Annotated in this window: 18 protein-coding genes; 9 read left to right on the plus strand and 9 right to left on the minus strand. The window is 67.5% G+C overall.

The genetic code is table 11. The features are described from left to right. The 3 genes from QZ709_RS06920 to QZ709_RS06930 form a co-directional block, all read right to left on the minus strand. A partial coding sequence (locus tag QZ709_RS06920; protein WP_294636536.1) for an SDR family oxidoreductase occupies positions 1-589 on the minus strand: 589 nt, incomplete at its 3' end. A 16-nt stretch (positions 590-605) separates the two neighbouring features. After that, complete coding sequence (locus QZ709_RS06925; protein WP_294636537.1) at positions 606-1,538, minus strand: alpha/beta hydrolase; 933 nt, start codon at positions 1,536-1,538, stop codon at positions 606-608. Beyond that, on the minus strand, positions 1,535-3,040 hold the full coding sequence (locus QZ709_RS06930; RefSeq protein ID WP_294636538.1) for an NAD(P)/FAD-dependent oxidoreductase: 1,506 nt from the start codon (positions 3,038-3,040) through the stop codon (positions 1,535-1,537). The genes QZ709_RS06925 and QZ709_RS06930 overlap by 4 nt, the downstream gene beginning before the upstream one ends. A gap of 129 nt (positions 3,041-3,169) precedes the next feature. Here QZ709_RS06930 and QZ709_RS06935 point away from each other — a divergent pair, with 129 nt between their 5' ends. Next, on the plus strand, positions 3,170-3,853 hold the full coding sequence (locus QZ709_RS06935; RefSeq protein ID WP_294636539.1) for a TetR/AcrR family transcriptional regulator: 684 nt from the start codon (positions 3,170-3,172) through the stop codon (positions 3,851-3,853). A gap of 44 nt (positions 3,854-3,897) precedes the next feature. Next, the gene (gene dnaE, locus QZ709_RS06940; RefSeq protein ID WP_294636540.1) at positions 3,898-7,431 is read left to right on the plus strand and encodes a DNA polymerase III subunit alpha; all 3,534 of its coding nucleotides are present in this window, start codon (positions 3,898-3,900) and stop codon (positions 7,429-7,431) included. 110 nt (positions 7,432-7,541) lie between these two features. On the opposite strand, the gene QZ709_RS06945 is transcribed toward dnaE, so the two are convergent. The 4 genes from QZ709_RS06945 to QZ709_RS06960 all read right to left on the minus strand — a co-directional run bounded on the left by QZ709_RS06945 (position 7,542) and on the right by QZ709_RS06960 (position 13,043). Beyond that, positions 7,542-9,326: an acyl-CoA dehydrogenase gene (locus QZ709_RS06945; protein WP_294636541.1), complete on the minus strand. Its 1,785-nt coding sequence runs from the start codon at positions 9,324-9,326 to the stop codon at positions 7,542-7,544. Positions 9,327-9,361: 35 nt separating this feature from the next. Next, a complete protein-coding gene (locus QZ709_RS06950) occupies positions 9,362-11,035 on the minus strand; it encodes a cation acetate symporter (protein ID WP_294636542.1) in 1,674 nt (557 codons plus the stop codon). Then, positions 11,032-11,340 carry a DUF485 domain-containing protein gene (locus QZ709_RS06955; RefSeq protein WP_294636543.1) on the minus strand — a complete coding sequence of 103 codons (309 nt, stop codon included), beginning with the start codon at positions 11,338-11,340 and terminating at the stop codon, positions 11,032-11,034. The genes QZ709_RS06950 and QZ709_RS06955 overlap by 4 nt, the downstream gene beginning before the upstream one ends. Before the next feature lie 62 nt (positions 11,341-11,402). Continuing rightward, entirely contained in the window at positions 11,403-13,043 is a 1,641-nt protein-coding gene (locus tag QZ709_RS06960) for an acyl-CoA synthetase (protein ID WP_294636544.1), read from the minus strand. 223 nt (positions 13,044-13,266) lie between these two features. On the opposite strand from QZ709_RS06960, the gene QZ709_RS06965 reads away from it, so the two are divergent. From QZ709_RS06965 to QZ709_RS06975, 3 genes are all read left to right on the plus strand, one after another. Then, complete coding sequence (locus tag QZ709_RS06965) at positions 13,267-15,294, plus strand: PAS-domain containing protein (protein ID WP_294636545.1); 2,028 nt, start codon at positions 13,267-13,269, stop codon at positions 15,292-15,294. After that, positions 15,291-16,040 carry a response regulator transcription factor gene (locus QZ709_RS06970; protein ID WP_294636546.1) on the plus strand — a complete coding sequence of 250 codons (750 nt, stop codon included), beginning with the start codon at positions 15,291-15,293 and terminating at the stop codon, positions 16,038-16,040. Before QZ709_RS06965 ends, QZ709_RS06970 begins: the two co-directional genes overlap by 4 nt. Before the next feature lie 85 nt (positions 16,041-16,125). Next, the gene (locus QZ709_RS06975) at positions 16,126-17,328 is read left to right on the plus strand and encodes a PA0069 family radical SAM protein (RefSeq protein WP_294636547.1); all 1,203 of its coding nucleotides are present in this window, start codon (positions 16,126-16,128) and stop codon (positions 17,326-17,328) included. 36 nt (positions 17,329-17,364) lie between these two features. Here the strand turns inward: QZ709_RS06975 and QZ709_RS06980 are convergent, their stop codons facing one another. After that, positions 17,365-18,066: a hypothetical protein gene (locus QZ709_RS06980; protein WP_294636548.1), complete on the minus strand. Its 702-nt coding sequence runs from the start codon at positions 18,064-18,066 to the stop codon at positions 17,365-17,367. 202 nt (positions 18,067-18,268) lie between these two features. Between QZ709_RS06980 and QZ709_RS06985 the strand changes: the two genes are divergently transcribed. The 4 genes from QZ709_RS06985 (at position 18,269) to QZ709_RS07000 (ending at position 22,137) form a co-directional block, all read left to right on the plus strand. Continuing rightward, positions 18,269-19,696, plus strand: coding sequence for an argininosuccinate synthase (locus QZ709_RS06985; RefSeq protein ID WP_294636549.1), 1,428 nt, complete (start codon positions 18,269-18,271; stop codon positions 19,694-19,696). Positions 19,697-19,722: 26 nt separating this feature from the next. Then, complete coding sequence (locus QZ709_RS06990) at positions 19,723-20,040, plus strand: pyrimidine/purine nucleoside phosphorylase (RefSeq protein ID WP_294636550.1); 318 nt, start codon at positions 19,723-19,725, stop codon at positions 20,038-20,040. A gap of 208 nt (positions 20,041-20,248) precedes the next feature. Further along, a complete protein-coding gene (locus QZ709_RS06995; RefSeq protein WP_294636631.1) occupies positions 20,249-20,956 on the plus strand; it encodes a response regulator transcription factor in 708 nt (235 codons plus the stop codon). Continuing rightward, the gene (locus tag QZ709_RS07000) at positions 20,953-22,137 is read left to right on the plus strand and encodes an ATP-binding protein (RefSeq protein ID WP_294636551.1); all 1,185 of its coding nucleotides are present in this window, start codon (positions 20,953-20,955) and stop codon (positions 22,135-22,137) included. The genes QZ709_RS06995 and QZ709_RS07000 overlap by 4 nt, the downstream gene beginning before the upstream one ends. A gap of 30 nt (positions 22,138-22,167) precedes the next feature. Here the strand turns inward: QZ709_RS07000 and murB are convergent, their stop codons facing one another. Beyond that, entirely contained in the window at positions 22,168-23,232 is a 1,065-nt protein-coding gene (gene murB / locus QZ709_RS07005) for a UDP-N-acetylmuramate dehydrogenase (RefSeq protein WP_294636552.1), read from the minus strand. Between the last annotated feature and the right edge of the window lie 11 nt (positions 23,233-23,243).

Genomic DNA, 23,243 nt, shown 5'->3' on the forward strand with positions numbered 1-23,243 from the left:
CCATCGCGATGTTGGTGGCGATGCCACCCGGGTGCACGCAGGTCGCGCTGACGCACGCCCCTTCCATCTCCAGCTCCATGCGCAGCGCCTCGGTGAAGCCGCGCACCGCGAACTTGGTCGCGTTGTAGGTGCCCTGGGTCGGAATGGCCATCAGCCCGAACAGGCTGGAGGTGTTGACGACATGCCCGTCTCCCGAGGCTTTCAGGTGCGGCAGGAAGGCCTGGGTGCCATGGACCACGCCCCAGAAATTGATGCCCATGATCCATTCGAAATCGTCGATGCGGGCGTGTTCGACGGGCACCGTCAGCGCCACCCCGGCGTTGTTGAAGACAAGGTTGACGCGCCCATGATCCCGTACCACCTCATCGGCCCACGCGAAGACATCGGCGCGGTTGGCCACGTCGAGGCGGCGCAGCGTGACCCGCACGCCATGGGCCGAGGCCAGCTCGGCCGTGCGGACCAGTTCGGTTTCGTTGACATCGCTGAGCGCCAGATGGCAGCCGCGGCGGGCGAGTTCGACGGCCAGGGTGCGGCCCATGCCGGAGGCCGCGCCGGTGATGGCGGCCACCTTGTCCTTGAAAGACTTCATGTGATGAGGGAGCAGGTCAGGAAAGGGGGCGCGCGCCCGGGCGGGCGGCTTCGGTGCGCTGGGCGATCCAGCGCCCGCAGTCGGCCAGGGTGCGGCGGGCCTCGGGCAGCATCAGCATCGTGGGCCACACATGCGGCATGCGCGACTTGAGGTGCAGCTCGCTGCGAACCCCTTGCACGCTGGCACGGTCGTGCAGGCGCGTGGAGTCGGCCAGCAGGATTTCGTGGCGGCTGGCGTGGATCATCAGCGGGGGCAGGCCCTGAAGGTCGGCAAACAAGGGGGAGGCCAGCGGATCGGTCGCCGGGCGGCCTGCCAGGTACAGGGCGGCGGCTTCGGGCAGCAAGTGGGGGTTGAACATCACATCTGCCTTGGCCTGTGTCTGCATCGTGTCACCGGAACAGCTCAGGTCGCACCACGGCGAGAACAGCACCGCGCCGGCCGGCAGCGGCAGGCCGGCGTCCCGGGCCGCCACCAGCGTGGCCAGAGCCAGGCCGCCGCCGGCCGAGTCGCCCGCAAACACGACGTCCTCCGGTTTCGTGCCGTCGGTCAGCAAGGCCTTCCACCAGGCCAGCACGTCGTCGACGGCGGCCGGGCAGGTGTGTTCCGGCGCCATGCGGTAGTCCACCGACAGCACCCGGGCCTCGGCGGTGCGGGCCAGGTAGGCACAGGTCGGGCGGTGGGTGGCCAGGCTGCAGAAGAAGTAGCCCCCGCCGTGGAAGTACAGCACGGTGCGCTTGGGCGCGGCCACGCTCAACCACTCGGCCGGGCACAGGCCGCGGGCCGGGTCGGCCGGCACCGGGGTGTGCCGCACGCTGGCCGGCGGCGGCGGGTAGCGTCGTGCCAGTTGATCGACCTTGTGACGGGCAGCGGCCACGTTCAACGGGCCACGGCTGCCCCGCTTGAACTGCCAGCGCAGGACCAGGTTGGTGAGGACGGACTGGATGCTCATGCGGGTTCGCTCCGGTAAGGCTGGAGGTTGAAGCGGCGGGTCTTGATGCGGTAGGTGAAGGTGAACCCGGGCCACAGCGAGATGTTGCGGCCCTGCGCCGTCAGGTACCAGCTCTTGCAGCCGGATTGCCAGACGGTGCGCTGCAACTGCTGCTGCACCTCGTTCACGAAGCGGGTCTGGGCGGCGGGCCGGACTTCCAGCGTGCGCAGGCGGCGTTCGCGCATGGCCTTCAGCGCCTCGACGATGTAGTGCGCCTGTGACTCGATCATGAACACCATGGAGTTGTGGCCGAGCCCGGTGTTGGGGCCCATCAGCATGAAGAAGTTGGGAAAGCCCGCGACGGCAATGCCCATGTAGGCCTCGGGCCCGTCGCGCCAGGCGTCGGCCAGGTCCAGGCCGCCCCGGCCGTAGACCGTGCCCTTCGGGATGGGGTCTGCGACCTTGAATCCCGTGCCGAAGATGAGGGTGTCCACCTCGCGCAGCGTGCCGTCCTGCGTCACGATGCCGGTTTCGGTCACTTCGCGGATGCCGTCCGTGATCACGTCGACATTGGTGCGTGCCAGGGCGGGGTAGTAGTCGTTGGAGATCAGCAGCCGCTTGCAGCCGGGCGTGTAATCCGGCGTGACCTGGGCGCGCCGCTGCGGGTCGCGGATGCTTCGCTCGATGCGGTGGCGGCCCATCCTGGCCACCAGTTGCATCCACTCCGGCTTGTACTTGAAGGCCAGGAAGCGGGCTTCCATCAGCCAGTACTGGCGCAGGCGCTGCATCTGCTGGCGCCAGGGGTGGGCCGCGAAGTCGGCGCGTTCGCGCTCGGTCAGCGGCCGGTCGTCCTTGGGGATCACCCACGGCGGTGTGCGCTGGTAGTAGTCCAGCCGGTCGACCAGCGGGGCGATGGCAGGCACGAACTGGATGGCGCTGGCCCCGCTGCCCACCGCCGCGACGCGACGCCCGCTCAGGTCGTGGTCGTGTTCCCAGGTGGCCGAATGGAAGACCCGCCCGCGGAAGCGCGCAAGACCGGGCAGGTCGGGCACGAGCGGGTTGCTCAGGCCGCCCATGCCGGAGACCAGCACCTCGCCCTCGAAGACACGCCCGTCCTCGGCGCGCACCACCCACAGCCGCCGCGTTTCGTCGTACCGGGCGCCCACCAGGTTGGTGCCGAAGCGGATGTGACGGATCAGGTCGAAGCGCCGGGCCACGTCTTTCAGGTAGGCCAGGATCTCGGCCTGCGGCGCGTACAGGCGCGACCAGTTCGGGTTGGGGGCGAAGGAAAAGGAATACAGGTGCGAGGGCACGTCACAGCCGCAACCCGGATAGGTGTTGTCGCGCCAGGTGCCGCCGACCTCGTGGGCGCGTTCCAGCAGCACGAAATCGTCTTCACCGGCCTCTCGCAGCTTCACGCCCATGCACAGACCCGAAAAGCCTGTGCCGACGACGATGACGCGATGGCGTTGGGGCGTGGACGCCGGGTTGGCACCCTGTTGAGCGTGATCCTGCGGCTTCATGACAAGCGGGGAGGGTGAGGGGCGGCCCGCCGGAGGGGCAGCGGGCATGTGACGGGTTGCACTTGATTTTTGACAAGAACGATTGTCACAATATCTTTGACAACAGATCATGTCAACATAGGGATCCCTATGGAAAGCCCACGCCCCGACCCCACCCCCGCGAACAAGCGCCGCTATGGCGGCGTGCTGCCCGAAGAGCGGCAGCGGCAGCGCCGTGCCAAGCTGATCGAGGGCGCGCTGGCGGTGTTCGGCACCAAGGGCTTCCACGCCACCACGGTGCGCGAGGTGTGTGTGGCCGCCCACCTCACGGAGCGCTACTTCTACGAGTCGTTCAAGACGCTGCCGCAGCTCTACCTGGCCACGTACGAGGCCTTGCGCGAGGAGTTGATGCGCTTGACGCTGGCGGCCCTGGCGCAGGCCGAGCCCACACCGCTGGGGCTGCTGGAGCCGGCCATGCGGGTCTTCCTCGAGTTCATCCGCGATGACCCGCGGCGTGGTCGCATCATGCTGGTGGATTCGCTGGCCGTGAACGACGAGGTGGCGGCCGTCAGCGGCGCCACGGCGCGCGACTACTCCAACATGCTGCGGGCTCATCTGGCCCAGCTGGTGCCCAACCTGAAGCGCGACGACATCAGCCTGGACCTGCTGGCCGAGGGCATGATCGGCTTGAACGTGCTGCTGGCGGCGCGGTGGATGCAGGACGGTTTTGCCGAACCGATCGACAAGGTGGTGGCGACCAACCTGTTGCCGTACCGCGGCCTGTTCGCGCTGGCGGCCGAGGCGCCACACGAGGCCGATCGGCGCGTGGGCTGAAGACGGCCGCCACCTGGCCGGCGGGGCTCCCTACAATCCCGCCCATGCCTTTCGTTCACCTGCGCTCTCACACTGAATACTCCGTTGTCGACGGCACGGTCCGCATCGACGACCTGGTCAAGGCTGCCGCCAAGGACAACCAGCCGGCGGTCGCGATCTCGGACCTGAGCAACCTGTTCGGGGCGCTCAAACTCTACAAAAGCGCGCAGAAGAAGGGCGTTCAGCCCATCATCGGGGCCGACGTGTGGGTCGAGCCCGAAGAAGCGGGCAAGCCGCCCACCCGGTTGCTCCTCATCATCCAGAACCGGCAGGGCTACCTGCGCCTGAGCGAGCTGCTCGGTGAGGCGTGGACGGCGCCCGGGCAGCGCAACCACGCCTGGGTCTTCTGGCAGTCGCTGATCCAGCGCAACGAGGGCTTGATCTGCCTGTCCGGCGCCGATCTGGGGCCGGTGGGGCAAGCGGCGCTGATGGGGGACATGGCCAAGGCCGAAGGGTGGGCGAAGAAGCTCGCGGCCGCCTTCCCGGGGCGCTTCTACCTGGAATTGCAGCGCGGGGGGCACGCCACGAACGAGCCGCACATCCGAGCGATCGTCCCGCTGGCGGCCCGCCTCGGCCTGCCGGTGGTGGCCACGCACCCGATCCAGTTCATGACGCCCGATGACTTCGAGGCGCACGAGGCGCGGGTGTGCATTGCCGAAGGCGAAACGCTGGGCAACCCCAAGCGCATCAAGCGCTTCACCAAGGAACAGCACTTCAAGACGACCGCCGAGATGGAGGCGCTGTTTGCCGACATCCCGTCGGCGATTGCCAACACGGCGGCCATTGCCCGTCGCTGTGCGCTCACGCTGGTGTTGGGCAAGCCGCAGCTGCCGGACTTCCCGACGCCCATCATGCCGGACGGCCAGCCCCAGCCGATGGAGGACTTCTTCCGCGAGCTGTCGCACAAGGGTCTGGAAGAGCGGCTGGTTCACCTGTTCCCGGATGCGGCCGAGCGTGACCAGATGCGCCCGCAGTACGTGGAGCGCCTGGACTTCGAGATCAACACGATCCTGAAGATGGGCTTCCCCGGCTACTTCCTGATCGTGCAGGACTTCATCAACTGGGCCAAGAACAACGGCTGCCCGGTGGGCCCGGGCCGGGGCTCGGGCGCCGGTTCGCTGGTGGCCTATGCGCTGAAGATCACCGACCTCGACCCGCTCAAGTACAACCTGCTGTTCGAGCGCTTCCTGAACCCGGAGCGGGTCTCCATGCCCGACTTCGACATCGACTTCTGCCAGGGCAACCGTGACCGCGTCATCGACTACGTGAAGGACCGCTACGGCCGCGATGCCGTTTCGCAGATCGCCACCTTCGGCACCATGGCCGCCAAGGCCGCGCTGCGTGACGTCGGCCGCGTACTGGGCATGGGCTACGGTCACGTCGACAGCATTGCCAAGCTGATCCCGGCGCCCCCCGGCAAGACCGTGACGCTGGCCAAGGTGCCCGCCGAGCCCGACCCCGGCATCATCTACGCGCGCAAGGAAGCACCCGAACTGGAAGAGCGCGAGAAGGCCGAAGAGGAAGTGGCTGCGCTGCTGACACTCGCCGAACGCGTCGAAGGCATGGTGCGCAACATCGGCATGCACGCCGGGGGCGTGCTGATCGCGCCGGGCAAGATCACCGACTTCTGCCCGCTGTACATGCAGCCGGGCAGCGACTCGGCCGTGAGCCAGTACGACAAGGACGACGTCGAGGCCATCGGCCTGGTGAAGTTCGACTTCCTGGGGCTGGCCACGCTGACCATTCTGGAGACGGCCAAGGAGTTCATCATGGCCCGGCATCCGGACCAGAAGGACTTCGACTTCGCAAAAATCCCGCTGGACGACGCGCCCACCTACAGGCTGTTGTCCGAAGGCAAGACGGTCGCCGTGTTCCAGCTGGAATCCCGCGGGATGCAGGGGATGCTGCGCGACGCCAAGCCCAGCGTCTTCGAGGACATCATCGCGCTGGTGGCGCTGTACCGACCGGGCCCGATGGACCTGATCCCGTCCTTCTGCGCGCGCAAGCACGGCAAGGAAGAGGTGACCTACCCGCATCCGCTGATGGAGACGGTGCTCAAGGAAACCTACGGGATCATGGTCTACCAGGAGCAGGTGATGCAGGTGGCCCAGATCGTCGGGGGCTACTCGCTCGGCGGCGCCGACCTGCTGCGCCGCGCGATGGGCAAGAAGAAGGTCGAGGAGATGCAGCATCACCGCGGCATCTTCGCGGAGGGCGCGGCCAAGAACGGCATCAGCACCGAACTGGCCAACGAGATCTTCGACTTGATGGAGAAGTTCGCGGGCTACGGCTTCAACAAGTCGCACGCGGCCGCGTATGCGCTGCTGGCCTATCACACGGCCTGGCTGAAGCACCATTACACCGCCGAGTTCTTCGCAGGCAACATGACGATTGCCAGCGACGACACCGACAAGCTCAAGATCTTCCACGACGACGCGGTTGCCAACTTCGGCATCACCTTCACGCCGCCCAATGTGAATGAGGGCGAGTGGCGTTTCATTCCCACGGGCGACAAGACCATCTGCTACGCGCTGGGCGCGGTCAAGGGCACGGGCCAGGGCGCCATCGAAGCGATCGTGGCGGAGCGCAAGGCCAATGGCCCGTACAAGAGCTTCTTCGACTTCTGTTCGCGCGTGGACCGCAAGCTGGTCAACAAGCGGGTGGTCGAGGCCCTGATCAAGGCCGGCGCCTTCGATGCGATGGAGGCCAACCGGGCGGCGCTGCTGGCGTCGGTGTCGCTGGCCTTCGAGTACGCCGACACGCTGGCGGCCAACGCCGACCAGGGTGGTCTGTTCGACTTCGGAGACAGCCATGCCGCTTCGACCAACGAGCCCGATCTGGTGCCGACCGAGCCCTGGTCCCTGAAAGACAAGCTCTCGCTCGAGAAGACCGCCATCGGTTTCTATCTGACGGGCCACCTGTTCGACGAAGCCGAGTCCGAGGTGCGGCGTTTCTGCAAGCAGCGCATCGGCGACCTGCGCGACAGCCGCGATCCGCAGCTGGTGGCCGGCATCATCAGCGACCTGCGCGTCATCAACGGTCAGCGCGGCCGCGTGGCCATCTTCAAGCTCGACGACAAGAGCGAGACCATCGAGGCCGTGGCCAACCAGAGCACGCTGGATGCCAACAAAGACCTGCTCAAGGACGACGAGCTGGTCATCATCCAGGGCAAGGTGCAGACGGATCGCTTTTCAGGTGGGCTGCGGCTGAACGTGCAGGAGGTCATGAGCCTGGCGTCGGCGCGGTGCCGCTATGCGCGCTTCGTTCGGCTGGTGGCACGTGATCAGAAACTGCCGGTGGCCGAGGTGCTGCGCGAGCATCCTGCCCGGCGCATCGAGTCGGACCAGCCGGATCTCCCCGACATCCTGCAGGGTCTGCCCCTGCGGGTGACGGTGGAGCGGCGCACGCCCGAGCTGTCGGCGCGCGCCGAGCTGGAGTTGGGGGATCAGGCCAAGGTCTATCCGACCGAGGCGGCCATGCTGCGCTTCAAGGAACTGATGCCTGACGCCCAGGCCACGGTGGTGTACGGCGAAGGCTGAGCCATCCACCCAAAAAAAACAGGCACATGCCGCGGAGCCGCCATGTGCCTGAAAAAGAGGGCAGGCCGTGAGGCCCACCCGCCGCTGATCTGCTGGTGATCAGGTCAGAATCAGAATTGGTCCTCGCGCAGGGCCAGCGTGCTGCTGGCGCCGTTGACGACGCGGTCGCGCCAGGCCGGTGCTTCGACCAGCATGTGGTGCAGGAAGTGCAGTGCGGTGCCGACCTTGGCGCTGAGGAAGCCCTCGTCGCCCGCGGCGCTCGACAGCTGGGCCTGGGCCGCCTCGGCCGAACGGCTCATCAGCCAGCCACCGATCACGGTGCCGCTGAGCTTCAGGTAGGGCACGGCACCGGCCGCGCTGGCGGCCGGTTGCTGGGCGCCGACGGTCAGCAGCCAGTCGGTCGCCTGCGACAGCGCATCGAGACCGCGCTGCAGGCCCTGGCCCAGCTGGCGCAGCGAGGCATCCGGATGCTCGCTCAGTCGGTGAGCGTCGGCCGACATCGTGCGTGTCAGCGCCTTCATCGTCACGCCGCCTTCTCGGGCCAGCTTGCGGCCGATCAGGTCGTTGGCCTGGATGCCGGTCGTGCCCTCGTAGATGGTGGTGATGCGGGCGTCACGCACGTACTGTGCTGCACCGGTTTCTTCGATGAAGCCCATGCCGCCGTGCACCTGCACGCCGTCGGCCACCACCTGCTGGGCGGTTTCCGTGCACCAGCCCTTGACCACCGGGATCAGCAGGTCGACCATGGCCTGGCTCTGCTGGCGTACCGTCGCATCGGTGTGACCATGGGCGCGGTCCATCTGGCCAGCCGCGTAGTAGGCCAGCGAGCGCATGGCTTCCACGCGGGCCTTCATGTCCATCAGCATGCGGCGCACATCGGGGTGGCCGATGATGCCGCGGCTGCCTTCGGTCAGGGTGCGGCCCTGCACGCGCTCGATGGCATAGGCGCGGGCCCGCTGGTAGGCGCGCTCCGAGATCGCTACACCTTCGAGGCCGACATTCAAGCGGGCGTGGTTCATCATCGTGAACATGTAGCCCAGGCCCTTGTGGGCCTCGCCCACCAGGTAGCCGATGGCGCCGCCCTTGTCACCAAAGGACATCACGGCGGTGGGGCTGGCGTGGATGCCGAGCTTGTGCTCGATCGACGAGCACATCAGGTCGTTGCGCTCACCGAGTGAGCCATCGGCATTCACGAGGTATTTGGGGCACACGAACAGCGAGATCCCCTTCACGCCTTCCGGGGCGTCCGGCAGGCGAGCCAGCACCAGATGGACGATGTTCTCGGCCATGTCGTGCTCACCCCAGGTGATGAAGATCTTGGTGCCCGTGATGCGGTAGTGGTCGCCCTCGGGCACCGCGCGGCTGCGGATGGCCGAGAGGTCCGAGCCGGCCTGCGGCTCGGTCAGGTTCATGGTGCCCGTCCACTGGCCGGACACCATCTTGGGCAGGAAGCGCTGTTGCAGCTCGGGGCTGCCGTGGCGCGCCAGGGCCTCGACGGCACCCAGCGTCAGCATCTGGCACAGCGAGAACGCCATGTTCGACGACTTCCACATTTCCAGCACCGCGGTGCTGACCAGCGTCGGCAGGCCCTGGCCACCGAATTCGGTGGCGGCGGGCATGCCGTTCCAGCCCGTTTCGCAGAACTGGGCGTAGGCTTGCTTGAAGCCATCGGCCGCGTGAACGACGCCGTTGTCCCAGCGTGCACCCTGCTGGTCGCCGGGCCAGTTCAGAGGGTCCAGCACACCGCTGGCAAACCGACCGGCTTCCTCGAGGATGGCCTCCACGAGATCGGGCGAGGTTTCTTCGAAACCAGGCTGGGCGCACACGGCGTCCAGGCCGGCCACCTCCTTCATCGTGAAGGCCATGTCGCGCAGGGGCGCGCTGTAGACGGACATCGTTCGTTACTCCAGTTCAGACTTTGGGAAAGGACTCAGTGCGCGCTGGCGGGCGCGGCACCGATGCCGGTTTCGGCGCGCACGCTCTGGTCATGGAAGCCGGCCTTGTCCTGCTTGGCACGGGCGCTGCTGTCGGTCACCGAGAACAGCCACGTGAAGAAGAACGCCAGCGGCATCGAGAACAGGGCGGGGTGTTCGTACGGGAAGATGGGCTTCTCGTTGCCGAGCACCACCACCCACACGGCCTTGGACAGCACGACGAACAGCACGGCCGACACCAGACCGGCGATGCCACCCAGCAGGGCGCCCCGCGTGGTCAGGCCCTTCCAGTACAGCGACAGGATCAGCACCGGGAAGTTGGCCGATGCGGCGATGCCGAAGGTGAGGCCCACCAGGAAGGCGACGTTCTGCTTCTCGAACATGATGCCGAGCACGACGGCCACCACGCCCAGGCCGATCGAAGCGAACTTCGACACGCGCATTTCTTCGGCCTCGGTGGCTTTGCCATGGCGCAGCACGCGGGCATAGATGTCGTGGGCGATCGACGAGGCACCGGCCAGGGCCAGGCCAGCCACCACCGCGAGGATGGTCGCGAAGGCCACGGCCGACAGGAAGCCCAGGAACAGGTTGCCGCCGACGGCGTTGGCCAGGTGCATGACGGGCATGTTGTTGCCGCCGATGATCTTGCCGCCGATGACGCCGCCTTCAAAGAACTTCGGATCCTGGCCGACGATCACGATGGCCGCCAGACCCAGCAGGCACACGATCAGGAAGAACAGACCGATGAAGCCCGAGGCCACGAACACCGACTTGCGCGCTTCCTTGGCGTTGGGCACGGTGAAGAAGCGCATCATGATGTGCGGCAGGCCAGCGGTGCCGAAGACCAGACCCAGCGACAGCGAGGTCGCGGTGATGGGGTCAGCCAGCATGCTGCCAGGGCGCATGATGGCGTCGCCATCCTTGTGCGCAGCCACGGCCTTGGCGGCCAGCGTCTCGATGTTGAAGCCAAACTGGCTCAGCGCAAGGCCGAGCATCAGCACGCCACCGGTCAGCAGCAGCACGGCCTTGATGATCTGCACCCAGGTCGTGGCAATCATGCCGCCGAAGGTCACGTACACGACCATCAGCACGCCCACCACGGCCACGGCCACGGGGTAGTCCAGGCCGAACAGCAGCTTGATCAGCTGGCCCGCGCCCACCATCTGCACGATGAGGTAGAAGCACACCACGGTCAGCGACGAGAAGGCCGCGAAGGTGCGGATCGAGCCCTGCTGCAGTCGGTACGACGCGATGTCGGCGAAGGTGAAGCGGCCCAGGTTGCGCATGCGCTCGGCCAGCAGGAACAGGATCACCGGCCAGCCGATGAAGAAGCTGATGGTGTAGACGAAGCCGTCGTAGCCGCGCATGAACACCAGCGAGCTCAGGCCCAGCAGCGTGGCGGCCGACATGTAGTCACCAGCAATGGCCAGGCCGTTCTGGAAGCCGGTGATGCCGCCACCGGCGGTGTAGAAGTCGGAGGCCGACGTGGTGCGCTTGGCCGCCCAGTACGTGATGCCGAGGGTGAACAACACGAAGACCAGGAACATGCCGATGGCCGTCAGGTTGACCGGCTGCTTCTGCACCTGGCCGACGTCACCAGGGGCGGCGAGGGCGCAGCCCACCGCGAGCAGGGCCGCCGAAGCGGCAAGGGCTTTCAAAGAGGCTTTCATTTGGCGCGCTCCACGATTTCACGGGTCAGACGGTCGAACTGGCCATTGGCGCAGCGCACGTACCAGCCGGTCAGCAGCCACGATCCGATGATCAGCGCGGCACCCACGGGGATGCCCAGCGTCAGCGTGCTGCCGGCAAACAGCGGTTGGGCGAAGATGCCCGGGGCGAAGGCCACGATGGCCATGAAGCCGTAGTAGGCGCCCAGCACGATCACCGACAGCGTCACGGCCAGTCGGTTGCGGCGGCTCTTCAATTCACGGAAGGCAGGGTCGGCCTCTACGCGCCGATAGATGTCCTGGCTCATGTCTCTCTCCAATTTCTCCAGGGGATTGAGGGAGCGGCCCACCGCGGCGGGCCGCACGGGGGTCACTCGATGGCGCTGGCGGACTTCACCCGCTCACGCAGCACGAACTTCTGGACCTTGCCGGTGGCCGTCTTGGGCAGCTCACCGAACACGATGCGCTTGGGCACCTTGTAGCGGGCGATGTGTTCGCGGCAGAAGGCGATCAGCTCTTCTTCCGTCACGTGGTGGTCGGCCTTCAGTTCGACGAAGGCACAGGGCACTTCGCCCCACTTCGGATCGGGCTCGGCCACGACCGCGGCCGACATCACGGCCGGGTGGTGGAACAGCGCGTCTTCCACCTCGACGGACGAGATGTTCTCGCCGCCGGAGATGATCACGTCCTTGCTGCGGTCCTTGATCTTGATGTAGCCGCTGGCATCGCGCACGGCCAGGTCACCGGTGTGGAACCAGCCGCCCGCGAAGGCTTCCTTCGTCGCCTGTTCGTTCTTCAGGTAGCCCTTCATCACGACGTTGCCGCGGAAGCAGATCTCGCCGATGGTCACGCCGTCGCACGGTACAGGCTCCATCGTGTCGGGGTTGAGCACGGTCACGGCTTCCTGCAGTGCGTAGGGCACGCCCTGGCGGCCGTTCAGGCGGGCGCGCTCGTCCAGCGGCAGATCATCCCATTCAGCCTGCTTGGCGCACACCGCGGCCGGACCGTACACCTCGGTCAGGCCATACACGTGAGTGAGGTTGATGCCGGCGGCCTCGCAGCCCTCGATCACGGCGATCGGAGGCGCAGCGCCCGCGATCAGGCCATTGACCGTGTGGTTCAGGCCTTCGCGCAGCTTGGCCGGTGCGCTGATCAGCATGTTGTAGACGATCGGGGCGCCGCACATGTGGGTCACATGGTGGCTCTTGATCAGCCAGAAGATGACCGACGGGTCGATGCGGCGCAGGCACACGCTGGTGCCGGCGATCAGCGCCATCGTCCAGGGGAAGCACCAGCCGTTGCAGTGGAACATCGGCAGCGTCCACAGGTAGGTGGCGTGCTGCGGTAGGCTCCACGAGATCACGTTGCTGGCCGAGTTCAGGTAGGCGCCACGGTGGTGGGTGACCACGCCCTTCGGGTTGCCGGTGGTGCCCGAGGTGTAGTTCAGCGCGATGGCGTTCCACTCGTCGCTGGGCAGCTGCCATTCGTAGGCGGGGTCGCCCTCGGCCAGCAGCTGCTCGTACGTCATCGAGCCGACGTTGTCGCCGGCGGGGGCGGTCTCGTCCTCCACGTCGATGACGAGGATGTCGCGACCGGCCAGCTCCAGTGCCTTGGCGATCACCCGCGAGAACTCACGGTCGGTCAGCAGGGCCTTGGCTTCGCCGTGCTGCAGCTGGAAGGCGATCGCTTCGGCATCCAGGCGCGTGTTCAGCGTGTTCAACACGGCCCCCGCCATCGGGATGCCGAAGTGGGCTTCCAGCATGGCCGGCACGTTGGGCAGCATCACGGCGACGGTGTCGCCCTCGCCGATGCCACGCGCGGCCAGCGCACTGGCCAGGCGACGGCAGCGCGCGTCGGTCTCGGCCCAGGTCTGCCGGCGCTCGCCGTAGACCACGGCCGCGCGGTTGGGGTAGACCGCCGCCGCCCGGCGCAGAAAGCTCAGTGGCGAAAGGCTGACATGGTTGGCGGCGTTCTTGTCCAGGCCCAGCTTATAAGGGTTTATACTAGTCATCGTGGTCTCCGGGGCAGCGGTGCCTGCCGCGCCCGGATTCACACCCGGACGATGACGCGGCAAGCGTTGTCGGCGGCGATGATGGCCAAGGACTTTTTCACGACCTCCCATCAAATGTGACGAATCTTTGCGTCACCCCCGGTCACCCCCTTTCTGCCGTGCGCCTGCCTAGAATCAGGCGACTCACAGGCCCGTTCGAGGCCTGCCATCGACGGAGACATGCGTGACGGCCCATCCCCCTTCGCCCCCGCCTGACGGCGGCAGCTGGCGGCAGCAGACCTTGCAGGCGGGTCTGGATCTGCTCGATCAGGGCCTGACGGTGTTCGATGCCTCGTTGCACCTGGTCGCCTGGAACCGCGCGTTCCTGGAGTTGCTGGCCTTTCCGTCCGAGATGACGCGCATCGGCGCCCCCTTCGAAGACTTCATCCGCTACAACGCCCGCCGGGGCGAGTACGGCGATGAACCCGAGGACGAGGCCGTGCGCCGCCGTGTGGAACTCGCCTTGAAGTTCCTGCCCCATGACATCGAGCGCACCCGGCCCGACGGCCGCATCCTGCGCATCACCGGCCAGCCCTTGCCGGGACATGGCTTCGTCACGCTGTATTCGGACGTGACCGAGCAGCGCCGCACCGAGCAGGCCTTGCGGCAGGCCAATCTCGAACTGGAATCGCGCGTACGGGCCCGCACCGCCGAGCTGCAGGCCAGCAACGAGCGCCTGCAGGAAGCGCTGGACGCCAACGAGGCGATCACCGCGTCCCTGCGGCGCAGCGAGCAGCAGATGCGGCTGGTGACCGACTCGATTCCCGCGCTGGTTGCCTACTTCCGGCGCGACCGCGGCTACGAGTACATCAACCGCGGCTATCAGGACTGGTTCGGTCTGGACCCCAAGCGTCCCGAGCTGGTGAGCGCGCGGGCCTTCCTGGGGCCCGATGTCTACGAAGGCATCAAGCCCAACGTGAAGCGCGCGCTGGCCGGTGAATCGGTCACCTTCGACTACGAACTCCATACCGTGCGCGGCGCGACCCTGTCGGTGCGCACCACGCTGATCCCCGACCGGGCGGCCGATGGCGAGGTGGTGGGGTGCTTCGAGCTGACCTTCGACGTCACCGAGCAGAAGCAGTCGCAGGCCCTGATCGTGCGTGCCCAGAAGATGGAGGCCATGGGCCAGCTTGCAGGGGGGCTGGCGCACGACTTCAACAACATCCTCACGGTCATCATCGGCAACCTGGCCGCGCTGGCGGATGCGCGCCCGCAGGATCAGGCGGTGAGCGAGTTCACCCAGCCGGCCGTGGCCGCGGCCCGCCGGGGCGCCGAACTGATACGGGGTCTGATGACCTTTGCCCGCCAGCAGCCGCTGCAGGCGGGCGCGGTGGATGTCGGGGCGCTGGTGTCGTCCGTTGTGCGCCTGGTGCGCCCCGCGCTGCCTGCCTGCCTGACGCTGCAGGCCCATGCGGGGGACGACGCCGTCTGGACCTGGGTGGATGCGACCAAGCTGGAGAACGCCCTGGTCAACCTGATTCTCAATGCACGCGATGCCACGCCGGGCAGCGGCCGCATCGATGTGCGGGTACGCAGCGCGGTGCTCGATGGCGCGCGGGCGCAGGCGCTGCAGCTGCAACCTGGCCCCCACGTCTGTGTGGACGTGCAAGACCAGGGTGTGGGCATGGACGCAGCGACGCTGGCGCGCGTGTTCGAACCCTTCTTCACCACCAAGCGACCGGGCAGCGGCACGGGGCTGGGCATGGCCATGGTGTACGGCTTCGTGCGCCAGTCCGGCGGGGCGGTCGATGTGCGCAGCGCACCGGGGCGGGGCACCACGGTGAGCCTGTGGCTGCCCGCAGCCGAAACGCCCGCCGAACTGCCCGCGCTCGACGAGCCGGGACATGTGCCCGACGGCGCGCGCCGTGGGGTGGCCTTGCTGGTCGAGGACGACGGCGACGTGCGCAAGGTCGTGCGGCGCAGCCTGCTCGACCTGGGCTTCGCCGTGATCGAGGCCGCCAATGGCCAGGAGGCCCAGGACATCTTGGCGCAGATGGACGGCATCACCCTGCTGCTGTCCGACATCATGATGCCGGGTGACATCGACGGTCGCATGCTGGCGCGTCAGGCGCGCGATCGGGGGCAGGCGCGGCAGGTGCTGCTGATGAGCGGCTACGCCCCCGGCATCGACACCCTGACCGATCTGCCCCTGCTGGCCAAGCCCTTCACCACGGCGGAGCTGGCCGCCGCCATCGAGGAGCTCACCACATGAGCGAGCATGGCGTAAGCAGCGCAGAAGCCGGAGAGGCCCAGAGCCCGGCACTCATCTACATCGTCGACGACGACCTGGCGATCGCCCGGCTGCTGACCAATGTGCTGACCGAGTTCGGGTTCAACGCCGAGGCCTTCGGCACGGGATCTGCCGTGCTCCGGCGCCTGCAGACCACGCGGCCCGATCTGTGCATTGTCGACCTGGGCCTGCCGGACATGGATGGCATCGAGCTGGTGCGGCAGATCGCCCTGCAGTCCCATGCGGGGGTGCTGATCCTGACCGGCCGCGGGCACACCGTGGACCGGGTGATGGGGCTGGAGCTGGGCGGCGACGATTACGTCACCAAGCCGTTCGAGCCCCGCGAACTGGTCGCCCGTGTGCGCAGCATCCTGCGCCGGCGCGCGCCGCATGCGGGCTCGGCCGTGGGAGCGCCCAAGCGCCTCGCGTCGTTTGCGGGCTGGACCCTGGACTGTGCGGCCAACATCCTGCGCGCGGAAGACGGGACGGAGCATGTGCTGGGCGTGGCCGAGGTGCAGGTGTTGCGGGCGTTCCTCGAGCGGCCCCACCAGATCCTCAGCCGGGAACAACTGGTGGGCCACCGCGGCCTGTCGCCGATGGACCGCAGCATCGATGTGCGGATTTCGCGCTTGCGTCGCAAGATCGAGGTCGATCCGATGGACCCGCGCATCATCAAGACGGTGTACGGCGCAGGCTACGTGTTTTCAGCGAGTGTGAGCTGGTCTTGAGCGTGCCTTGAGCTGGGCTGGGGGCACTGTCCCCGGGCCTGGCGGGGTGGTTTGCACAGCCGGGGATACTGTATAAAAATACAGTATGCGCAAACCCGATCCCTTGCCCGACGCCACCCCGGACGACCGGCGTGCGGCCGCGCCCATCAAAGGTCGCGGCACGGCGACGCGGCTGGCGCATCGCTTCGAGGCACGCACACGGGAGCGCGATCTGGCGGGCTGGGAGCCGGTTCAAATGCCGCCGGCCCGAGAGAAAGCCGGGGCGGCGCGCGAACATTCCGGCAGCGCGATGGTGGCCGACGAATCCTTCGATGCACCGCCCGTGTCACCCCACACCACCTGCCGTCCCGAGCCATGCCGCACCATCCTGTCCCGCAACGACTCGCCAGACATCCCCTTCACCTGGGCCATCAACCCATATCGGGGCTGTGAGCACGGCTGCATCTATTGCTATGCCCGCCCCACGCACAGCTACCTGAACCTCTCGCCCGGGCTGGACTTCGAAACCCAGCTCACCGCCAAGGCGAACGCGGCAGAGGCCTTGCGCCGCGAACTCGCCCGGCCGGGCTACCGGCCCAGCCCCATCCAGATCGGCTCGGCCACCGACGCCTACCAGCCGGTGGAGCGCGAATGGCGCCTCACGCGGCAGGTGCTGGAGGTGCTGGACGGCTGTTGCCATCCCTACACCATCGTCACCAAATCCAGTGGCGTCGAGCGGGACCTGGATCTGCTCGTGCGCGCTGCGGCCCGCAATCAGGTCTATGTGATGGTCAGCGTCACCTCCCTGGACCCCGCCTTGTCGGGCCGGTTGGAGCCGCGTGCGGCCGCACCGTGGCGACGCCTGGAAACCGTGCGCCGGCTGGCCTCAGCGGGTGTGCCCGTCGGGGTCAACGTGGCCCCGATCATTCCCTTCCTCAACGAGCCCGAGATCGAGCAGATCATCGAGGCCGCAGCCCGTGCCGGCGCCCGCAGCATCCATTACACGGTGGTGCGTCTGCCGTGGGAGGTGAACCCGCTGTTTCAGGGCTGGCTGGCCGACCACGTGCCGGACAAGGCCGAGCGCATCATGGCCCGCATCCGCGAGTTGCATGGCGGCCGGGACTATGAAGCCGACTTCGGGCGCCGCATGAAAGGCAAGGGCCTGTGGGCGGATCTGATCCGCCAGCGCGTTCACAAGGCGGCGGTCCGTCACGGCGCGGCGGGGGCGCCGCCGCTGCTGGATGCCACGGCTTTCAGGCCGCCGTCCCCGGAGCCAGCAGCCGGCGGGCAAGCCTGTCTCTTCGACTGATGACGGGGAGCGTCTGTTCGAGCCGGCTGGCCTGGCTCACCAGCGGTGGTATGGGCCGCCGTGGTGCCGGGGTGGGCCCCAGCCCCAGGGCGCCGGGTACACGACCATAGGTGGTGCATAGCGCACCGGCGGCGGAGGGGCTTCGATGAAGGTCACGGCACCGCCGTTCATGCTCATGGAGGGCGGCGACATGGGCGCGACACCGCCCGGCGACAGCGTGATCTGCAGGGGAAGGGTGGGGCCGGGTTCCTGGGCCATCTGCGTGCTGAACTGCTGGCCGTTGTACTCATAGACCACGTCGTAGGCCACCACGCGGTTGTCATAGGCCGTCTGCTGTTCGCAGCGACGCACGGTCTGCACGGCGGTACGGCCCTGCGTCTCGACCTTGTCGCCCAGGATGGCGCCACCGATGATGCCGATGCCGGTGGCGAGTGCGTTGCCGGCGCCCTTGCCCACGGCGTTGCCCATCGCGCCCCCTGCGATCGCACCCATCAGGGCGCCCGCGCCCGAACCCTGTTCCTGCACGGGCTGCTGGGTGTCGTAGCAGACCTGTCGAGGCGAGGCGACCTGGGCCACCACTGGGGTGGCCGATATCACGCGCGCCTGGACCGTGGTGGTGGTGGACGCCGGTGTGCCGAGCACGGTGCCCACGGCCGGGCCGGCCCCCGCCGTGCCGCAGGCCAGTGCGAGCCCCATCAGGGGCAGAATCGAACGCAGCATCGGCGTACGGGACATCATGCAGAACTCCTCAGAAAGGCCGGGCTGTCACCCGCTTGCGTGATCAACGCAGACGCCCGCCTTCCGGCCGACGGGCGGGCCTCGAGGCCGCGGTAAAGATGCGTGAAAAGAGGGTGTCTTGCGCCTTGGGCCGAGCCCCTCCGCGCAGGGGCACGCGCGGACACTAAAATCGGGGCTTTTGTCAGCTCAGCAACATCTCACCATGTCCAAGACCGTGAAAGCCCCGAAGGCCGCTCCGAAGGCTGCCCCCAAGGCAGCCCAGACCCAGGCTGCGCCCGCTCCCGTTGCCGCCGCGCCTGCCACCAGCAAGGGCAAGCAGGGCATCAAGAAGGTTGTGCTGGCCTACTCCGGCGGTCTGGACACCTCGATCATCCTCAAGTGGCTGCAGGACGAGTACAACTGCGAAGTCGTGACCTTCACGGCCGACATCGGCCAGGGTGAAGAGATCGAGCCCGCACGCGCCAAGGCCCTGAAGATGGGCATCAAGCCCGAGAACATCCACATCGAAGACCTGCGCGAAGAGTTCGTGCGCGACTTCGTGTTCCCGATGTTCCGCGCCAACGCGCTGTACGAAGGTGAATACCTGCTGGGCACCTCGATCGCCCGCCCGCTGATCGCCAAGCGCCTGGTCGAGATCGCCAAGAAGTCCAAGGCCGACGCCATCTCGCACGGCGCCACCGGCAAGGGCAACGACCAGGTCCGCTTCGAGCTGGGTGCCTACGCACTGCTGCCGGGCGTGAAGGTGATCGCGCCGTGGCGTGAGTGGGACCTGCTGAGCCGCGAGAAGCTGCTGGCCTACGCCGACAAGCACGGCATCCCCGTCGACTTCAAGAAGCGCAAGGGCGGCGCCCCGTACTCGATGGACGCCAACCTGCTGCACATCAGCTACGAAGGCGGCGTGCTCGAAGACCCGAACTTCGAGCCCGAAGCCAACATGTGGCGCCTGACCGTGTCGCCCGAGAAGGCCCCCAACAAGGCCGAAGTGATCGAGCTGACCTATGCCAAGGGTGACGTGGTCGCCATCAACGGTGTGAAGATGACGCCGGCCCAGGTGCTGACCAAGCTGAACGAGCTGGGCGGCAAGCACGGCATCGGCCGCCTCGACAAGGTCGAGAACCGCTACGTGGGCATGAAGAGCCGCGGCTGCTACGAAACCCCGGGCGGCACCATCCTGCTGTCGGGCCACCGCGCCATCGAATCCATCACGCTGGACCGTGAAGTGCTGGCGCTGAAGGACGACCTGATGCCGCGCTATGCCCGTCTGGTCTACAACGGCTACTGGTTCAGCCCCGAGCGCGAACTGCTGCAGGGCCTGATCGACAAGAGCCAGGAAACCGTCAATGGCACGGTCAAGCTCAAGCTGTACAAGGGCACCATCATGTGCGTGGGCCGTGAGTCGGCCACCGACAGCCTGTTCGACCCGCAGATCTCGACCTTCGACGACGACGGCGGCGCCTACAACCAGGCCGATGCCGCTGGCTTCATCAAGCTCAACGCCCTGCGCCTGCGCATCGGCGCCAATGTGAAGGCCAAGCGCGATGCCGCTGCCAAGCCGGCACGCAAGACCGCGGCCAAGCCTGCAGCCAAGAAGGCCGCCGCCAAGAAGGTTGCTGCGAAGAAGACCGCCTGATCACCTAACCTGAACTGGACACCTGCATGACCACCACGACCCTCGCCGGCAGCGTTGCCACGCAAGCCAATGTGTACTTCGACGGCAAGTGCGTTTCGCACACCGTCACCCTGGCCGACGGCACCCGCAAGTCGGTTGGCGTCATCCTGCCCGCCGCGCTGACCTTCAACACCGGCGCGCCGGAAATCATGGAGACCGTCGCTGGCAAGGCCACCATCAAGCTGGCCGGTTCGGACGAATGGAAGACCTACGGCGCAGGCGAAAGCTTCAATGTGCCGGGCAACTCCTCGTTCGAGATCAAGGTGGAAGGCGAGCCCTACCACTACATCTGCCACTTCGGCTGATGGGCGGGGGCATGCCGGGCAAGCCCGTGCAGGCCCATCGCGTTGAACAGGGGGCGCCGCGGCGCCCCCTTTGTTTTTGTCTCTGTGTCGAAACATGTCAGCGTTGATGCAGGGCGGTGAAGTCCTGTGAAATTCGTGTGCCGGCGTTCACACGGCGGGTGCCGCTTGATACCCTCGTGGCCTTCTGGGTTCAGCCGCCGCCTTGTTCGTGATTCAGTGCCTGCTTGTCGAAGACGACGTCGAGATCCGCGACCTCGTGTGTTCCTATCTCCAGGGTTATGGCATGGCGGTGACGCCAGCTCCCACGGCGCAGGCCATGCAGAGCGCCTTGCGTGCCCGGCGCTTCGACGTGATCCTGCTGGACCTGATGCTGCCCGATGGCCATGGGCTGGACCTGTGCCGTGAGGTGCTGAGCCGGCTGCCGGTGCCCGTCATCATGCTCACCGCGCAGGGCGACCCCATCAGCCGGGTCATCGGCCTTGAAATGGGGGCCGATGACTACCTGGGCAAGCCCTTCGAGCCGCGCGAGTTGGTGGCCCGCATCCACGCCGTCCTGCGCCGGTCGAGCGGCGCCCGGGCGGGCCTGGAAGAGGGCGGCGCCTCGGTGGCGAGGTTCATGGGCTGGTCCTTCGATCGCCTCAAGCGTCAGCTCATCTCGCCGGAGGACGTGGTCGTGCAGCTGTCCAGCGCGGAGTACCGCCTGCTGTCGGCCTTGGTCGACAACCCGGAACGGGTCCTGTCGCGCGAGGAGTTGCTGGACCTGTCTCAGGTGCCGGGCACCGGGGTCAGCGACCGCAGCATCGACCTGACGGTGTCGCGGCTGCGGCACAAGCTGCGGGACAGCGGCCTGGGTGATGGCCTGATCCGCACCATGCGGGGTGAAGGCTACCTGTTTGCGGCGCGGGTGTCGGCGTGAGCGGGCTGCGTCGCCTGCGCCAGGCACTGTGGACGGACACGCTGACCCGGAGGTTGTTCCTGCTGTTGTGGGGCACCCTGGTACTCAGCCACGTGCTCGGCTTCTCGATGGCCCACCTGGGCTCTCGTGGACCGCAGCCAGGGTGGGGTGGCGCGGTCCTCGTGCCGGGGATGCCACCCGTGCCGGGCTGGACGCCGCCTCCTCATCCCCTGGCCGCCCCTGGCGCGGCGCCGGCAGCCTCTTTCGCGGCATCCGTGCCCGGGCCGCGCATGGCGCCTCCCAACCTGTGGCTGGACTACCTGGTGCGTGTGCTGGTGATGGCCGCGGCGGCCTGGCTGGGCGCCCGCTGGCTGACCCGTCCGGTGCGCCGCCTGACGCAGGCCTCGCTGGCGCTGTCCGATGCCGTGGGTCGCAAGGTGGGTTTGCCGGAGCTCGACGTGCGCACGGGGCCCATCGAGGTGAGGCAGGCGGCCCAGGTCTTCAACCACATGGCGCGGCAACTTGGCGATCGGTTCGAGGAGCGGAGCCTGCTGATGGCGTCGATCTCGCACGATCTGCGCACGCCCCTGACGCGCCTGCGCATGCGCCTCGAGCGGCTGCGGCCGGACCCGGTGGCGGAGCGTTGCGTGGCCGATGTCCATGACATCAATGCCCTGATCGACGGCGTGCTGGACGCCCTGAACGAGGAGCGCCGTCAGGAGCCGTGGCAGGCCCTCGATGTGCCGTCGCTGGTGGCGGCGCTGGTCGACGACCGGGCGGAGGACGGGCAACCGGTGTCCCTGCAGCCCGCAACCGGTCTGCCCGAAGCAGGCGGGCTGCCGCGCGCGCCTGCGGTGGTCCGGGCTCAGCCGGTTGCGCTCCGACGCGTGCTGGACAACCTGATCGACAACGCCGTGCGCCACGGGGGCTGCGCCCGCGTCGGGGTGTGGCACGACGTCGGCTGTCTGCGGGTGTCGGTCGATGACGATGGCCCCGGGATCCCGGCGGGCGACCTCGACGCCGTCTTCAAGCCCTTCTTCCGTCTGGATGGCTCGCGCAGCCGCGACACCGGGGGCGTCGGCCTGGGGCTCTACATTGCGCGTGAACTCACCGTGCGCCAAGGCGGCCGGCTGGCCCTGGCGAACCGCGCAGAAGGCGGGCTGCGGGCGACGATTGAGCTGCCCTGCTGCGCCTCGGAATGAGGCCGGGCGAATGGTGCTGAGCGTGCCGGCTCAGAGCACCACCGGTTCGGGCTCCAGCCGGATGCCGAACCGGCCGTACACGCTTTCCTGAATGGCGCGCGCCAGCGTCACAACCTCGGCCCCGCTGGCACCGCCACGGTTGACCAGCACCAGCGCCTGGCGTTCGTACACGCCCGCACGGCCGATGGACTTGCCCTTCCACCCACAGGCGTCGATCATCCAGCCGGCGGCCAGCTTGAAGCTGCCGTCTTCCAGCGGGTAGTGCACGATCTCCGGGTCGCGGCCGATGATGTCGCGGCACTGCTCCGGCGTCACCACCGGGTTCTTGAAGAAGCTGCCGGCGTTGCCGATCACGGCGGGGTCCGGCAGCTTGGCGCGGCGCACCTCGCAGATCCAGTCGAAGATGTCGCGCGCGCTGGGATGGGTGTTGCCCGTTTCGGCGATCTTGCGCTCCAGCTCCAGATAGCCCAGCACCGGCACCCACGGCCGCGGCAGGCGCAGCCGCACGCGCGTGATCACGCTCTTGTTGGCCAGATGCCGCTTGAACACCGAATCCCGGTAGCCGAACCGGCACTGTTCGGCCGTCAGCGTCACGGTGCGGCCGGTCACCAGATCGACCGCATCCAGCGATTCAAAGCGGTCTTTCAACTCGATGCCGTAGGCCCCGATGTTCTGCACCGGGGCGGCCCCGACCGTGCCCGGAATCAGCGCCATGTTCTCCAGACCCGGCAGGTCGTGGTCCAGGCACCACTGCACGGTGTCATGCCAGGACTCGCCGGCGCCCACTTCCACAATCACCGCGTCGTCGCGGGTTTCCAGCACCCGGCGGCCCCGGATCTCCATCTTCAGCACGCACAGATCCACATCGCGCGTGAGCACCAGGTTGCTGCCGCCACCCAGGACGAACTTGGGTGCCGGGCCCAGTTCCGGGTCGTTCACCACCCGTCGGACATCGGCTTCACTGTGCAGGCGCACCAGCGTCTGGGCCACACAGGGCAGGCCGAAGGTGTTGTGCGCGCGCAGGCTGGCACCGCGCTCGATGTCGAGCGGCGGTGGTGTTTCGGCGAAGGCGGCTGCGGCGGTTGAAGCGGGCATGGCAGAATTTT

The sequence above is a fragment of the uncultured Aquabacterium sp. genome, assembly GCF_913773725.1.
Classification (GTDB): Bacteria; Pseudomonadota; Gammaproteobacteria; order Burkholderiales; family Burkholderiaceae_C; genus Aquabacterium.